The sequence below is a fragment of the Pseudomonas mandelii genome (assembly GCF_002251635.1).
Lineage (GTDB): Bacteria > Pseudomonadota > Gammaproteobacteria > Pseudomonadales > Pseudomonadaceae > Aquipseudomonas > Aquipseudomonas mandelii_B.
The window spans coordinates 1-15,819 of the sequence record NZ_NMOJ01000163.1 but is presented as its reverse complement, the minus strand read 5'-3'; the positions used below and the strand labels follow the sequence as shown (position 1 = coordinate 15,819).

Below are 15,819 nucleotides of genomic sequence, written 5' to 3'. Positions count from 1 at the left end.
CCCCCATGAGTCAGGAAACGCCGTACATCTTCGACGTCACNACCGCCGATTTCGACCAGTCGGTGATCGAGAATTCTTTCCACAAACCGGTGCTGGTGGATTTCTGGGCCGAATGGTGTGCGCCGTGCAAAGTGCTGATGCCGATGCTGCAAACCATCGCCGAGAGCTACCAGGGTGAGTTGCTGCTGGCCAAGGTCAATTGCGATCTCGAACAAGACATCGTCGCCCGCTTCGGTATTCGCAGCCTGCCGACGGTGGTGTTGTTCAAAGACGGTCAGCCGGTGGACGGTTTTGCCGGTGCACAGCCGGAATCCGCCGTGCGGGCGATGCTTGAGCCTCACGTGCAAATGCCGCCACCCGCAGCGGCCGATCCATTCGAGCAAGCCCAGGCCCTGTTCGACGACAGCCGTTTCGCCGATGCCGAAGCCGCGCTCAAAGTGCTGCTGGGCGAAGACAACACCAACGCTGGCGCCTTGATCCTCTACGCNCGTTGCCTGGCNGAACGCGGTGAGTTGGGCGAAGCGCAAACCGTGCTCGACGCAGTGAAAAGCGACGAGCACAAAGCAGCGCTGGCCGGCGCCAAGGCGCAGATCCAGTTCCTTGGCCAGGCCAAGGATTTGCCGGATGCCGCAGACCTGAAAGCGCGCCTGGCGCAAAACCCGCAGGACGATGAAGCGGCCTATCAGTTGGCCATTCAGCAACTCGCTCGCCAGCAATACGACGCAGCGCTGGAAGGCCTTCTCAAGCTGTTTATCCGCAATCGCAGCTACAGCGAAGGCTTGCCGCACAAGACCTTGCTGCAAGTATTCGAATTGCTCGGCAATGACCACCCGCTGGTGACCACCTACCGCCGCAAGTTGTTTGCCGCGCTTTATTGAAAGATCTTTGCGATTTACTCGATCCAGCTGTAGAGCGGCGTATCCCCGCCGCTCGTCACCTTCACATCCGCGCAATGGCGCAGGCGCACCAACAGGCGTTTGCCTGATCCCGCGCTGCCGGTCAGTCCTTCCAGCTGCTCCAGCAGATCCGGCCCGCTCAAATGCCCGGCCTTGCGCAGCAAGTCTTTGGCGACCTGCCACAGCGCATCATCCTGATTCACCGGTTTGGCCGGGGCGACACTGGCCTCAGGCTTGACCACCTGCAACTGCGCACCCAGCCGCGCCCAATCACCGTCGTCCATCTCCAGCGTCAAATCCACCGGCCAGTCGCCGATGCTTCCGCGAATTCGCAACATAAGTCTGCTCCTGCACATTTCTGACGTGCATGCTCCCATGTGACTTGCGCAACGCCAAGCAGACGGTCAAACTTCCCGCACTTTCGTTATAAGATTACATAACAAACTCTTCATTTTACTTTCGGAGACCCGCCATGCGCCGTCTGCTGCTCGCTCTGCCGTTCGCCCTGTTGCCGCTGGCCGTCGCCCACGCGGCTGAAGAACATGATCATGACCATGAACACGGCAGCCTCAGCGCCCACGAACATGGCGTCGGTCGCCTGAATGCAGCGCTGGACGGTCAGACCCTGGAGCTGGAACTGGAAAGCCCGGCGATGAACCTGGTGGGCTTCGAACACGTTGCCTCCACGGACGCCGACAAGGCCAAGGTCGCCGCCGCTCGTGCGCAGCTTGAGAAACCGTTGGCACTGTTCAACCTGGCGAAAGCCGCCGGTTGCGTGGTGGCGACCCAGGAACTGGAAAGCCCGTTGTTTGGTGACAAGCCGGATGCTGATGACGATCACGATGCCAAAGACGAGCATCACCACGACCACAGCGAAATCCACGCCCACTACCAATTCACCTGCTCAGCCCCCGGCGCGCTGAAAACCCTGGACCTGGCAAATATCTTCAACACTTTCCCGGCCACCCAGAAGATTCAGGTACAGCTGATCAGCCCGAGCGGGCAGCAAGGGGTTGAAGTGACGGCCAAGGCTGCCGCCCTGAAATTCTGAATTCACCGAAGATCCCCTGTGGGAGCGAGCCTGCTCGCGATAGCGGCCGAACAGTCGACATCTATGTTGAAGGTGATGGCCTCATCGCGAGCAGGCTCGCTCCCACAGGGGGTTTGTGTTGAAGGTGAAATTGAGACAAGTATCTAAACCCCATGAAACCGGCGCCATGACCCAAGCACTCATCGAACTGTCTGACCTGGGCTTCAGCTGGCCCGGTCACCCGCCGCTGCTGGACATCCCGGCGTTTCGCCTGGAACCCGGCGAAACCCTGTTCCTCAAAGGCCCCAGCGGCAGTGGCAAGACCACCCTGCTGGGCCTGCTCGGCGGTGTGCAAAAGCCCGATCGCGGCAGCATTCGCCTGCTGGGCCAGGAACTGACCGAACTCGGTGCCGGCGCGCGTGACCGCTTNCGCGTCGACCACACCGGCTACATTTTCCAGCAGTTCAACCTGCTGCCGTTCCTGTCGGTGCGCGAGAACGTCGAGTTGCCTTGCCACTTTTCCAAGCTGCGCGCGCAACGGGCGATTCAGCGCCACGGCAGCGTCGATCAGGCCGCAGCCACGTTGCTCGCGCATCTGGGTTTGAACGACAAAAGCCTGCTGGAGCGCCGCGCCGACTCGCTGTCCATCGGCCAGCAACAACGGGTGGCCGCCGCGCGTGCGTTGATTGGTCAGCCGGAACTGGTGATCGCCGACGAACCGACCTCGGCCCTGGACTACGACGCTCGCGAAGCATTCATCCGGCTGCTGTTCGCCGAATGCCGCGACGCGGGCGCCAGCCTGTTGTTTGTCAGCCATGACCAGAGCCTGGCGCCGTTGTTCGACCGCAACCTGTCGCTGGCCGAACTCAATCGCGCCGCCACGCCGNCAGAGGTTTGAGATGTATTTGTTTCGTCTAGCCATGGCCAGCCTGGCTAACCGCCGCTTTACCGCGATCCTCACCGCTTTCGCCATCGCCCTGTCGGTGTGTCTGTTGCTGGCGGTGGAGCGCGTGCGCGTTGAGGCGCGCAACAGCTTCGCCAGCACCATCAGCGGCACCGACCTGATCGTCGGCGCCCGCTCCGGCTCGGTCAACCTGCTGCTGTACTCGGTGTTCCGCATCGGCAACGCCACCAACAACATCCGTTGGGACAGCTACGAGCACTTCGCCAACAACCCGAAAGTGAAGTGGGCAATCCCGATGTCCCTCGGCGATTCCCATCGCGGTTACCGCGTGATGGGCACCACCGAGGCGTACTTCGAGCACTACCAATACGGCCATCAACAGCACCTCGAAGTGGCCGATGGCCGCGCCTTCGCCAGCGATCCGTTCGAAGTGGTGCTCGGCGCCGAAGTGGCCGACGCGCTGCANTACAAGCTCGGCGATAAGCTGGTACTGGCCCACGGCGTGGCAGTGGTCAGCCTGGTCAAACACGATGACAAACCGTTCACCGTGGTCGGCATTCTCAAGCGCACCGGCACGCCGGTAGACCGCACGCTGCACATCAGCCTCGGCGGTATGGAAGCGATTCATATCGACTGGCACAACGGCGTACCCGCCCAGGGCAAAGGCCGCATCAGCGCCGATCAGGCGCGCAATATGGACCTGACCCCGCAGGCGATCACCGCGTTCATGCTCGGTTTGAACAACAAGATTTCGACCTTCGCCGTGCAGCGTGAGATCAATGAATTCCGTGGCGAGCCGATGTTGGCAATCCTGCCTGGCGTAGCGCTGCAAGAGCTGTGGAGTTTGATGAGCACGGCGGAAAAAGCCTTGTTCGTGATCTCGCTGTTCGTGGTGCTGACCGGCCTGATCGGCATGCTCACGGCGATCCTCACCAGCCTCAACGAGCGCCGCCGCGAGATGGCGATTCTGCGTTCGGTCGGCGCCCGGCCCTGGCACATTGCGACGTTATTGGTACTGGAGGCGTTTGCCCTGGCGCTGTCCGGCGTGATCGCCGGGCTAGGTCTTTTGTACGTGGGCATCGCCCTGGCCCAGGGGTATGTGCAAGCCAATTACGGCTTGTACCTGCCACTCGCCTGGCCCAGTGAATATGAATGGACGCTGCTCGGTGGCATCCTGATCGCCGCGTTGCTGATGGGCAGCGTGCCGGCCTGGCGCGCGTATCGCCAATCTCTGGCCGATGGCCTGTCGATCCGNCTATGAGGACGTTAATGATGCCCCGCGCTCTGCTTGCGCTGTTGATGCTGGTCGCCCTGCCGCTGTGGGCGGCCGAGCCGAAAGAGCTGACCTGGTCGGAAATGATCCCGCCCGACGCTGCACCGGAAGTGCCGAACATGACACCGCTGCACGACCTGTCGCAGATGAGCAGCGCGCTGGAATCGGCACCCGCCGCCAAGCAGGACATGCCTAACGCGCCCGTGGTGAAAAACCTCGACGGGCAAAACATTCGCTTGCCGGGCTACATCGTGCCGCTGGAAGTGAGCGAAGAAGGTCGCACCACGGAGTTNTTGTTGGTGCCGTATTTCGGCGCGTGCATCCACGTACCGCCGCCGCCGTCGAACCAGATCGTGCATGTGAAAAGCGAAGTCGGGGTGAAGCTTGATGAGCTGTACCAGCCGTACTGGATCGAGGGGGCGTTGCAGGTCAAAGCATCGACCAGTGAGCTGGCGGATGCGGGGTATCAGATGGAGGCGGACAAGATTTATGTGTATGAATTGCCGGAGTGAATCCGGCGATTCTGTACCGTTTGATCGATAGCTATCGCGAGCAGGCTCACTCCCACAGGGGATCACCTAATCCCCGGGGGAGCGAGCCTGCTCGCGATGAGGTCATCAGCCGCACCACAAAAACCAAGGCCATCACTGTTTCATTGAGCTGAATCAAAAGACCGTATCAGACGCCTCCGTACCATTGGACATCGAATATTTTTAACGTCCTCTGGAGCCCCCATGCACAAGTCCTTGCTCAGCGCTTCGCTGTTTGCCCTCGCGCTTGCAGCCCCGCTCGCCTACGCCCACGAAGCCGGCGACATCCTCGTTCGTGCCGGTGCAATCACCGTCAACCCGAAAGCCGACAGCTCCAGCGTCAAGGTCGACCAAGGCCCGCTGGCCGGCGCCGACCTGGGTGGCAAGGCCACCATGAGCAGCGACACGCAGCTGGGTCTGAACTTCGCTTACATGATCGACAGCCACTGGGGGATCGAGCTGCTGGCGGCCACACCGTTCGAGCATGACGTGAAGCTCAAGAACACCGCGCTCGGCGCCGCCAACGGCAAGCTCGGCACCCTGAAACACCTGCCGCCGACCCTGAGCGTCGTGTACTACCCGCTGGACAGCAAGTCGGCATTCCAACCGTACGTGGGCGCCGGCATCAACTACACCTGGATCTACGACGAACACGTCGGCAGCGAAGCACAGGCCAACGGCTTCAGCAATTTCAAGGCGGATAACTCTTGGGGCATGGCGTTTCAGGTCGGTGCTGACTACATGATCACCGACAACATCATGCTCAACGCCCAAGTGCGCTACATCGACATCGACACCACGGCGACCGTGGAAAACAACGCCGTGGCTCCGGGCACTCGGGCCAAGGTCGATGTGGATGTCGACCCGTTCATCTACATGGTTGGCCTGGGTTACAAGTTCTAAACCCACACACACAAAAGGCGCCTCGAAAGGCGCCTTTTTCATGATCGTTCCCACGCTCCGTGGTGGGAACGATCTATCGTCCCAACAACCGCGCCAAGCCAACATTCATCGGCGTCTGCTCAGGGTAGGTAAACCGCTCCAGCAACCGCCGATTGTTCGCTCGCGAGTGGCGGATGTCACCGGAACGTGCCGGGCCATAACTCACCGGGGGCAATTGACCGACCACCACCTCCAGCGCCTCAAGCATTTGCTTGAGAGAAGTTGCCTGGTTCCAGCCGACATTGACCGCGCCGACTTCGACCTGCGGTTGCTCGATGGCTTGCACCAACAAATCCACCAAATCTTCAACGTAGACGAAATCGCGGGTTTGCTCGCCATCGCCAAACACGCTGATCGGCACACCCTGTTGCACGCGCTCGCTGAAAATACTGATCACACCCGAGTACGGCGACGAAGGGTCCTGGCGTGGCCCGAAGATATTGAAGAAGCGGAAAATCACCGGTTCCAGACCATGCTGGCGACGGTAGAAATCGAAGTAATACTCGCTGGCCAGTTTGTCCGCCGCATACGGCGTCAACGGCGCCTTGGGCGTGTCTTCATCGATCGACTCGCCTTCGCCATTGTTGCCGTAGACCGCCGCGCTGGAGGCGTACAGCACTCGCTTGACGCCAGCCTGACGCATGGCTTCGCAGACATTCAGCGAGCCGATGAAATTGCTGCGGTGAGTCTTCACCGGATCGTCCACCGAGGCCTGCACTGACGCTACCGCTGCCAGATGCGCCACGGCCCTGCAACCGATCACGGCCTGGGCCACCAGCGCAGCATCGGCGACGTCACCCACAATGAGTTCGACCTTGGGATTGTCCAGCGGCAGGTTGCTGCGTTTGCCGGTGGACAAGTCATCAAGAATTCGCACCGAATGGCCCTTGGCAAGCAAGGCATCGGTCAGGTGCGAGCCGATGAAACCGGCGCCGCCGGTGATTAAAACAGGGCCGTCAGCCATGGCGATAGAACCTATCCAGTAAGCCCGGGAGTGCCGCGCGCCAGGCGCGGGGCTTGATCCCGAAGGTGTGGAGGATTTTCTTGCAGGCCAGCACCGCGTGTTGCGGTTCATCGGCCGCATCCGGCCGTGCCGCGTGGGCCTGGGCGGTAGGGGATTCGATCGCCAGCGGATGGTAGTTGCGCGCTTCGGTGAGAATCGCCTGGCCCAGCGCCAACGGCGTGGTCGCCTCATGGCCGGCGTAGTGATACGTGCCCCACAGCGGCGCCGCGCAATCGAGTTGCTTGAGCACTGAGATGATCACCCGTGCGGCATCATCCACCGGCGTCGGGTTGCCGCGTCGGTCGTCGGCCATCAGCAATTCATCCGGTTGTTCGGCNCGNCCGAGGAAACGCCCGAGGGTGCCGTCGACGCTGTCATCCAGCAGCCAGCCAAAACGCAGCATCACGTGTTGCGGGCAGGTGGCGCGCACGCTTTGCTCAATGCGCCACAACGCCTGACCGCGCAAGCCCAGCGGCACCGGCTCGTCTTTTTCGCTGTAGGCGGTCGCCCGGGAGCCGTCGAACACCCGATAGCTCGACGGTTGCAGCAGCACAATGTTGTGGTGCTGGCACAGTTCGGCCAGACGCTCGACCGCCCGCTCCTGCCCGGCCAGACGCTGTTCGCTGACCGTCTCCGCCTGAAACCAGTCGAAGTAGTAGGCGAGNTTAATCAACGCATCGGGACGGGTGTCGTCGAGCAATTGGGTGAGGCTCGCGGCATCCCAGCCGTCTTGGGGCGGTTTGGGTGCGAGGAAACCGATGTCTTCCTCTGCACCGAGGCGAATCAGCGCCTGCCCGAGGGCATTCCCGCCGCCCAGTAACATAAGGCGCATTCGCATAGAGTGTGCAGGCCCGGTCTGTTTGGAACGATGGTTTTATCGACAGCGCCCATGGGCGATGTCGTTGATAGTTGCCGGAATCGTTGCATTTTGCGGGTTTAGTGCGCAACCGTCATCCGTAAAGTGTAGATCCCCGGGATTTGGGGTGCTGCTACTGGCCTCATCGCGGGCAAGCCCGCTCCCACAGGGTTATCGGATGGCCACAGAATATTGGCGGGAGCGGGCTTGCCCGCGATAGAGCCCTGAAGTACAGCGCAGATCCCGAGCGGTACTTGCATCTTCAGTCACCCACCCGCATAAATCACCCATGAATCTGCCCATCCCCACGGACGCGGCCCTGGCAGGCTTCCACCCCGCCGTCAGCGCCTGGTTCAGCAATACCTTCCCGNCGGTGACCCGCGCCCAGGCCCAGGCTTGGCCGCTGATCCGCCAGCGCCGCTCGACACTGATCGCCGCGCCCACCGGCTCCGGCAAAACCCTCACGGCCTTCCTCGCGGTCATCGACGACCTGGTCCATCGCGGCCTGGACAACGGCGGCCACCTGCCCGATGAAACCCTGGTGGTCTGCGTNTCGCCGCTCAAGGCGCTGTCCAACGATATCCAGATCAACCTGCAAAACCCGCTAACCGGTATCACCGAGCAGTTGCAGGCCATGGGCTTGCCNCAATTGCAGATCAACACCGCCGTGCGCACCGGCGATACGCCGCAAAAAGAGCGCTCGGCCATGCGCCGAAGTGCACCGCACATTCTGGTGACCACCCCGGAATCCCTTTATGTGCTGCTCGGTTCAGACTCTGGCCGACAGATGCTCGGCACCACGCGCACGGTAATCATCGACGAAATCCACGCCATCGCCGCCGGCAAACGCGGCAGCCACCTGGCCCTGAGCCTGGAACGCCTGCAAGCACTGTGCCCGGAACCGCTGATGCGCATCGGCCTGTCCGCCACGCAAAAACCCATCGGGGCGGTCTCGCGCTTTCTCGTGGGTCGCGACCGCGAGTGCGAAATCATCGACATCGGCCACGCCCGCCCACGGGATCTGGACATCGAAGTGCCGCCAGTGCCGCTCTCGGCAGTGATGGCCAACGATGTGTGGGAATTGGTCTACGATCGCCTCGCCGCGTTGGCCCGCGAACACCGCACCACGCTGGTCTTCGTCAACACCCGGCGCCTGGCCGAACGCCTGGCCCGGCACTTGAGCGAGCGCCTGGGCAAGACCTCCGTCGCCGCCCACCATGGCAGCCTGGCCAAGGAAATGCGCCTGGACGCCGAGCAACGGCTCAAGGCCGGCGAGCTGCAAGTGCTGATCGCCACGGCCTCGCTGGAACTGGGGATCGACATCGGCGACGTCGACCTCGTCTGCCAGATCGGCTCGCCCGGCTCGATCAACGGTTTTTTGCAACGCGTCGGCCGCTCCGGCCACCAGGTCGGCGGCACGCCCAAAGGGCGCCTGTTCGCCACCACCCGCGATGACCTGATCGAATGCGCCGCCCTGCTCGACTGCGTGCGCCGGGGCGAGCTGGANACCNTGCACATCCCGAAGGCGCCGCTGGACGTGTTGGCGCAGCAGATCATCGCCGAGGTTAGCTGCCGGGAATGGCAGGAGCAGGCGCTGCTGGAGATGTTCCGCAAAGCCTCGCCCTACGCCGACCTCGACGAAAAACATTACCAGGCGCTGCTGAACATGCTCGCCGACGGCTATAACGGCCGCCAGGGCATCCGCAGCGCCTACCTGCACCGCGACGCCGTGACCCACACCCTGCGCGGCCGCCGTGGTGCCAGGCTGACCGCCGTGACCAGCGGCGGCACCATCCCGGACAACGCTGACTACAGCGTGTTGCTTGAACCTCAGAGCCTGAATATCGGCAGCGTCAACGAAGACTTCGCGGTGGAAAGCATCGCCGGGGATATCTTCCAGCTCGGCAATACGTCCTACCGGATCNTGCGCGTCGACACCGGCAAGGTCCGGGTCGAAGACGCTCAGGGCCAGCCGCCGACCATTCCGTTCTGGCTTGGAGAAGCACCGGGACGCAGCGCTGAATTGTCATTCGCCGTCGCGCGCCTGCAAGCGCAGCTCGACGAACTGCTCAGTGCCACACCGGGCAATTTGCAGCCCGCCATCGACTGGCTGACCGACACCCTCGGCCTGAACCTCGCCAGCGCCGAACAATTGGTCGATTACCTGGCCCGGGCACGCCTGACATTGGGCGCCCTGCCCTCGCAAGACACGCTGCTGATGGAGCGGTTTTTCGACGAATCCGGCGGCACCCAATTGATCATCCATACGCCCTTCGGCAGCCGCCTCAACCGCGCCTGGGGCCTGGCCCTGCGCAAGCGTTTTTGCCGCACCTTCAATTTCGAATTGCAGGCGGCGGCCAGTGAGAATGCGATCGTGCTGTCGCTGTCCACCAGCCACAGTTTCGAGCTGGATGANGTCTGGCACTACGTGCACAGCAACACCGCCGAACACCTGCTGATCCAGGCCATACTCGATGCGCCGCTGTTTGGNGTGCGCTGGCGCTGGAATGCCAGTGTGGCCCTGGCATTGCCGCGCTATACCGGCGGGCGCAAGGTCGCGCCGCAGATCCAGCGCATGAAGAGCGAAGACCTGATTGCCAGCGTGTTTCCCGACCAGATCGCCTGCCTGGAAAACCTCGCCGGCGAGCGTGAGATACCCGAACACCCTCTGGTGGAACAAACCCTCGACGACTGCCTGCACGAAGCCATGGACAGCGAAGGCTGGCTGGCGTTGTTACGGCGTATGGAAAGCGGCGATGTCCGGCTGATCAGCCGCGATTTGCCGGCGCCCTCACCCCTGGCAGCAGAAATCCTCAGCGCGCGTCCCTACACCTTTCTCGACGACGCACCGCTGGAAGAACGCCGCACCCAGGCGGTGCTCAACCGGCGCTGGAGCGACCCGCAAAGCACCGACGACCTCGGCGCGCTGGACGCCGAAGCGATTCAAGCGGTGCGCGACGAAGCCTGGCCCGCCCCCACCAGCGTCGATGAAATGCACGAGGCCTTGATGAGTCTGGCGTGCATCTCCGATGTCGAGGCGCAGACCAATGCGCATTGGCTGGATTGGCTGAACGCACTTGCCGACAGCGGCCGCGCCAGCCGTTTGCAGCTCAACGCCAAGCAATCGCTGTGGTTGGCGCTGGAGCGTCTGACTTGCCTGCGGGCGATTTATCCACAGGCGAATTTGCTGCCACCGATGGAGGCGCTGCCAGGTTTCGATGAAGTCTGGGAGCCGGACGAAGCCGTGCTGGAAGTGATTCGCGCGCGGCTCAGCGCGTTTGGTCCATTGCCGCTGCAAGCGATTGCCGAACCCTTGGGATTGCCGGCCATTGAAGTCACCCAAGCGCTGGCGCAACTGGAGCGCGAAGGTTATGTGCTGCGCGGTCAATTCACCCCTGGCGCCAGTGAGGACGAATGGTGTGAGCGGCATCTGCTCGCACGTATTCATCGCTACACGGTCAAGCGCCTGCGCCGGGAAATCGAGCCGGTGGCATTGCAGGACTTCATGCGTTTTCTGTTCGATTGGCAGCATCTGTCGGCCGCGACGCAAGGCCAGGGCAACGCGGTGTTGCCCGCCATCGTCGCGCAGTTCGAAGGCTATCCCGCTGCCGCTTCCGCTTGGGACAGCGACATTCTGCCGATGCGGATCAAAGGCTATTCGGCGAGTTGGCTGGACGACCTGTGCCGCAGCGGCAAACTGGTCTGGACGCGCCTGACTGCGCGCAACAAGACGGCCGGCACGGCGTTGCGCAGCACACCGATTCTGCTGCTGCCGCGCAGTCAGGTCGGGTTGTGGAGCAGCCTGACCGAGCAGACCCAGGCCAGCGAACTGTCGCCCAAGACGCAAAAGGTCTACGAAGCACTCAGCCAACATGGCGCGCTGTTCTTCGATGAGTTGATTCACGAGGCGCACCTGCTGCGCAGCGAACTGGAGATCGCACTACAAGAACTGGTGGGCGCGGGGCTGGTGAATGCCGACAGCTTCGCCGGCCTGCGCGCCCTGACCACCCCCGCCAGCAAGCGCCTGGCGCGCAGCAGTCGNCGNGGGCGTGGGGCGTTTGTCGGCGGGATGGACGATGCCGGGCGCTGGGCTTTGCTGCGACGCGGTCCTGCCGTGCCGGTTGTGGATAACAAGCGCCCGGCGCCGACGCCGAGCGACACCCTGGAACATATCGCCATGACCTTGCTTCGGCGCTACGGCGTGGTGTTCTGGCGTTTGCTGGAACGGGAAGCGGATTGGTTGCCGAGCTGGCGCGAATTGCTGCGCACGTTCCATCGGCTGGAGGCGCGGGGGGAGATTCGCGGTGGACGGTTTGTCAGTGGTTTGGCTGGAGAGCAATTTGCGTTGCCCGAGGCAATTCCGTTGCTGCGCGAAGTCCGGCGCCGGCCGCATGACGGGAGTTTGATTGCGGTGTGCGGGGTTGATCCGCTGAACCTTGCCGGGACTTTATTGCCCGGGGCGAAGGTGCCGGCGTTGGCGAGTAATCGGTTGGTGTATCGGGATGGTCTTCCGGCTGCCGCCGAAATCGCTGGGAAGCAGGTTTTCTGGGTGGAACTGGATCAGCAATCGACTGCTGAACTACACAGCAAGCTGATCCGGCATTGATGGTGTCCGGGCGGGCCTCATCGCGGGCAAGCCCGCTCCCACAGTTAATCNNTNNCNCTTGTGGGAGCGGGCTTGCCCGCGATGAGGCCAGTAGCACCAACGCAATCTATTGGGTACGAGGCTGATCCGGCAACAACACCGGCGAATTTTCGGCCACCGGCCCATCCTCTGCCATCGCCTGTTTCGGCATCAAAACCTGCTGTGGATAAGTCTGCGCGAAATGCACCCATGGGCTGTTATCCACAAGCTTCTTCAACCGCTGGTTAAACGCCCGGCTTACTGCATATTGCCCACCCGACACCGTGCGGAATTGCGCCGTCAGCACCACGCCGTTGAGGTCCATTTTGTCGACGCCAAACACGTCCAGCGGCCCTTGCAGGTTGTACTTGAGGAACACGTCATCGCTAATCGATTGCCCGGTCTCGCGGATCAGTTCCACGGCTTTGTCCACATCGGTGTCATAGGTGAACTGCACCGAGAAGAACGCATAGGCAAATTGCCGCGACTGGTTGGTGACGGCCTTGATCTGCCCGAACGGCACCGAATGCACGAACCCCTTGCCGTCGCGCAGGCGCAGGGTGCGGATGGTCAGGCCTTCGACGGTGCCGGCGTGGCCGGAGTCGAGCACCACCCAGTCGCCGATGGACAACGTATCTTCGATGATGATGAACAGGCCGGTGATGACGTCCTGCACCAGTTGCTGGGAGCCGAAGCCGATGGCCAGGCCGACCACGCCGGCACCGGCCAGCAACGGCGCGACGTTGATCCCCAGATTGGCCATGGTGGTGATCGCGCAGATCACCACCAGGATGATTTTGATCGCGTTGCGCAGTAGCGGCAGGATCGTTTTCACCCGCGTACTCGGCTGCGACGTGCGCTTGTTGACCGGCGGTTTCAGCGCTTCCTGGATCGCCGTATCGAGCACCACCCACAGCAACCAGGTCACCAGAAAGATCAGCCCCATGCTGCTCAACGACTCACTGATCGCCCGCCCTACCGAGTTTTGCTCTGCAAATTCGAACAGCGACACGCCCCAGATCCGCCCAAGAATTTCGATGAAGGCCACGGCCATGATGATTCGCAGCAACGCATGCAGCAGACTGAGAAAACGCTCTTTGTAGGCGCTGCTGTGCTGGATCGCCGCGACCTGACGCGACTTGAACATGTGCTGGAAAATCGTGCTGAGAAACACCGTGGCGATCAGCAGAATGGTGGTGAACAACGCACAGCGCAGCGCCTTCTGATTGTCATCGCCGACGCCGAGCAGGTTGATCGCCGAGACCATCACCATCAGCAGGATCGGCCAGTACCAGAGCCCGGAAAAGATCCGCAGGGATTCTTGCAGCGACGGNTGTTTGAGGCGCTGGGCCAGCGGTCGGTTACGGATCAGATGTGCCACCGGGCGCCGCAAACGGATCACCAGTAATCCGAAGATGATCGAGACGAAAAAACCGGTGAGCACGGCAGCGCTGCTGGTGATGTTGCCGCCCAGTTGCCGGGCGATCTGCGGGCTGGTCAGCGCATCGCTGAGTGCGGCGAGGAAGCCGATCAGGAACAGCGGTCGCGGGCAGAAATCGCGGATGATCTGCACCGCCCTGCGCTTGTGGCCGGTATTGAACATGACAATCACGCAGAGCAGCATCGAGGTNGAAAAGATGCCGCTGCTGGTGGCGTAGGCGAAACACAGCGCCAGCGCACGGCCCACCGAGGCCGGCAGGAAATGGCTGACGTAAAGGGTCAACGGCAGGCAGATCAGGGCCGGTAGCGTGTAAGGCAACACATAATTGAGCAGATCCTGACTGCGCTGGCGGGTTCGCAGATAGCGGCCCTGGTTCAAGCGTTTGGCGAGGATCCCGCCGAGTACGGTGAGCAAGGCAAAGCTGCCGAGCCAGACGCCAGACAACATCAGGAAGTCGCCAATCACGCTCCAGCCTGAACGGTTGGAGGGTCGATTGACCAGTTTGTCCACCTCATTCGCCGCCCGGTCGGCCCGCAGGCGCCAGGCATCGACCAGGTTTTCGTTGAGGTCGAGCTTGTCCTGAACGTCGTCGATGCTGGAGCTGATGGCCCCGAGCAGGCCGCCCTGGACCAACGGTTCAGGCGTAGCAGGCTCCTCGGCAGTGGCGGGAACACCCGGCAGCGTGACGGCTTCCAACTCGTTGCTGCCCAGAAACAGCAACGCCCCCAGCAGTATCGCGGTCTTGAACTTGAGCAAAACGGGAAGCTCCTTGGGAAGGGTCTGTAAGGAACTGATCGGGAAATGGCGGGCAAGTTCGGTTTTGCCCGCGAGATAACTAACACCGCAGTTCCCCTGTGGGAGCGAGCTTGCTCGCGATGGCGGTCTGCCTGTCACATATATGTTGAATGTGCCGCNGCTCGCGATGGCGGTCTGCCTGTCACATATATGTTGAATGTGCCGCCGCTATCGCGAGCAGGCTCACTCCCACAGGGTTTTGTAGTGTTCTGTCGATATTTGACCTGCACGCAAATATCAAATGCCCACCCCTCTATTTTTCCGCACAACCCAAACCCCGACACTGCGCTCCATCAATCAAACCCACCGGAGTTGCAGTCATGCCCATTGCCTTGCTCGCGCTGACCCTCAGCGCTTTTGCCATCGGGACGACCGAGTTCGTCATCGTTGGCCTGTTACCCACAATCGGCGCTGACCTCGGCGTTGACCTGCCGTCCGCCGGCCTGCTGGTCAGCCTTTACGCCCTGGGCGTTGCCATTGGCGCCCCGGTGCTGACCGCCCTCACCGGCAAAGTCCCGCGCAAATGGCTGCTGCTGTCGNTGATGGTGCTGTTCACCCTCGGCAACCTGCTGGCCTGGCAGGCACCCAGCTATGAATCGCTGGTACTGGCGCGGATCGTCACCGGCCTGGCACACGGGGTGTTTTTCTCGATCGGCTCGACCATCGCCACCAGCCTGGTGCCGAAGGAAAAAGCCGCCAGTGCGATCGCGATCATGTTTACCGGCTTGACCGTCGCGCTGGTCACCGGCGTGCCGCTGGGCACGTTTATCGGNCAGCATTTCGGCTGGCGTGAAACCTTCCTCGCCGTCTCCGCGCTGGGTGTGATCGCGTTTATCGGCAGCCTGATCTACGTGCCGAACACCATCGCCCACAGCAAACCGGCTTCGCTGTTGCAGCAATTGCAGGTGCTCAAGCAGCCACGCCTGCTGCTGGTGTACGCCATGACCGCAGTGGGTTACGGCGGTTCGTTCATCGCTTTCACCTTCCTGGCGCCGATTCTCCAGGACATTTCCGGCTTCAGCGCCAGCACGGTCAGCCTGGTGTTGCTGGTCTACGGCATCTCGGTGGCGGNGGGGAATATCTGGGGCGGCAAACTGGCGGATAAACGCGGCCCCATCAGCGCGTTGAAAATCATCTTTGCGCTGCTCGCGGCGGTGTTGCTCATCCTGACCCTGACCGCCAGCAACCCATGGCTGGCGCTGGCCACCGTATTGGTGTGGGGCGCGGTTGCNTTCGGTAACGTGCCGGGGCTGCAAGTGTATGTGGTGCGTCAAGCCGAACATCACACCCCGCATGCGGTGGACGTGGCGTCGGGGCTGAACATCGCCGCGTTCAACCTTGGCATCGCCGGTGGCGCGTGGGGTGGTGGGTTGATCGTTGCGCACATGGGCTTGATCCATACCGCGTGGATTGGCGGGCTGGTGGTGTTGGTGGCGTTGGCGCTGACGGCGTGGAGCGGTCGACTTGATCGACTCGCCCCGTTCTATGCCAAGCCAGTTGAAGGTTCAACCCGCGTCGTCACGGG

12 protein-coding genes are annotated in these 15,819 nt (G+C 62.2%); 8 read left to right on the top strand and 4 right to left on the bottom strand.

Annotated elements, in window-relative coordinates; genetic code table 11:
* Positions 1–5: 5 nt before the first annotated feature.
* Positions 6–878: a thioredoxin gene (trxA, locus tag B7L09_RS20835; RefSeq protein WP_094470419.1), complete on the top strand. Its 873-nt coding sequence runs from the start codon at positions 6–8 to the stop codon at positions 876–878.
* Positions 879–892: 14 nt separating this feature from the next.
* Here trxA and B7L09_RS20830 read toward each other — a convergent pair whose 3' ends face one another.
* Positions 893–1,234: a hypothetical protein gene (locus tag B7L09_RS20830; RefSeq protein ID WP_094470418.1), complete on the bottom strand. Its 342-nt coding sequence runs from the start codon at positions 1,232–1,234 to the stop codon at positions 893–895.
* A gap of 134 nt (positions 1,235–1,368) precedes the next feature.
* Here B7L09_RS20830 and B7L09_RS20825 point away from each other — a divergent pair, with 134 nt between their 5' ends.
* From B7L09_RS20825 to B7L09_RS20805, 5 genes are all read left to right on the top strand, one after another.
* Positions 1,369–1,947: a DUF2796 domain-containing protein gene (locus B7L09_RS20825; RefSeq protein WP_094470417.1), complete on the top strand. Its 579-nt coding sequence runs from the start codon at positions 1,369–1,371 to the stop codon at positions 1,945–1,947.
* A gap of 166 nt (positions 1,948–2,113) precedes the next feature.
* Positions 2,114–2,824: an ABC transporter ATP-binding protein gene (locus B7L09_RS20820; protein ID WP_094470416.1), complete on the top strand. Its 711-nt coding sequence runs from the start codon at positions 2,114–2,116 to the stop codon at positions 2,822–2,824.
* A 1-nt stretch (position 2,825) separates the two neighbouring features.
* Complete coding sequence (locus tag B7L09_RS20815) at positions 2,826–4,091, top strand: ABC transporter permease (protein ID WP_094470415.1); 1,266 nt, start codon at positions 2,826–2,828, stop codon at positions 4,089–4,091.
* A gap of 11 nt (positions 4,092–4,102) precedes the next feature.
* On the top strand, positions 4,103–4,615 hold the full coding sequence (locus B7L09_RS20810) for a DUF3299 domain-containing protein (RefSeq protein WP_094470445.1): 513 nt from the start codon (positions 4,103–4,105) through the stop codon (positions 4,613–4,615).
* A gap of 222 nt (positions 4,616–4,837) precedes the next feature.
* On the top strand, positions 4,838–5,536 hold the full coding sequence (locus tag B7L09_RS20805) for an OmpW/AlkL family protein (protein ID WP_094470414.1): 699 nt from the start codon (positions 4,838–4,840) through the stop codon (positions 5,534–5,536).
* A gap of 73 nt (positions 5,537–5,609) precedes the next feature.
* Here the strand turns inward: B7L09_RS20805 and B7L09_RS20800 are convergent, their stop codons facing one another.
* Both B7L09_RS20800 and B7L09_RS20795 read right to left on the bottom strand, forming a co-directional pair.
* Positions 5,610–6,539, bottom strand: a complete 930-nt coding sequence (locus tag B7L09_RS20800; RefSeq protein WP_094470413.1) for a UDP-N-acetylglucosamine epimerase PgnE — start codon at positions 6,537–6,539, stop codon at positions 5,610–5,612.
* Positions 6,532–7,416 carry a sugar nucleotide-binding protein gene (locus B7L09_RS20795; RefSeq protein ID WP_094470412.1) on the bottom strand — a complete coding sequence of 295 codons (885 nt, stop codon included), beginning with the start codon at positions 7,414–7,416 and terminating at the stop codon, positions 6,532–6,534. The genes B7L09_RS20800 and B7L09_RS20795 overlap by 8 nt, the downstream gene beginning before the upstream one ends.
* Before the next feature lie 307 nt (positions 7,417–7,723).
* Between B7L09_RS20795 and B7L09_RS20790 the strand changes: the two genes are divergently transcribed.
* A complete protein-coding gene (locus B7L09_RS20790; protein WP_094470411.1) occupies positions 7,724–12,040 on the top strand; it encodes a DEAD/DEAH box helicase in 4,317 nt (1,438 codons plus the stop codon).
* Positions 12,041–12,146: 106 nt separating this feature from the next.
* Here B7L09_RS20790 and B7L09_RS20785 read toward each other — a convergent pair whose 3' ends face one another.
* Positions 12,147–14,255: a mechanosensitive ion channel family protein gene (locus B7L09_RS20785; protein WP_094470410.1), complete on the bottom strand. Its 2,109-nt coding sequence runs from the start codon at positions 14,253–14,255 to the stop codon at positions 12,147–12,149.
* Between the two features lie 359 nt (positions 14,256–14,614).
* Here B7L09_RS20785 and B7L09_RS20780 point away from each other — a divergent pair.
* Positions 14,615–15,819, top strand: a 1,205-nt coding sequence (locus B7L09_RS20780) for an MFS transporter (protein ID WP_141213489.1), incomplete at its 3' end; no start/stop codon positions are given.

Bases quoted from the DNA above. Each gene is read 5' to 3' on its own strand.
- B7L09_RS20805 (WP_094470414.1), top strand. From the start codon at position 4,838: ATGCACAAGTCCTTGCTCAGCGCTTCGCTGTTTGCCCTCGCGCTTGCA.
- B7L09_RS20830 (WP_094470418.1), bottom strand. From the start codon at position 1,234: ATGTTGCGAATTCGCGGAAGCATCGGCGACTGGCCGGTGGATTTGACG.
- B7L09_RS20825 (WP_094470417.1), top strand. From the start codon at position 1,369: ATGCGCCGTCTGCTGCTCGCTCTGCCGTTCGCCCTGTTGCCGCTGGCC.
- B7L09_RS20800 (WP_094470413.1), bottom strand. From the start codon at position 6,539: ATGGCTGACGGCCCTGTTTTAATCACCGGCGGCGCCGGTTTCATCGGC.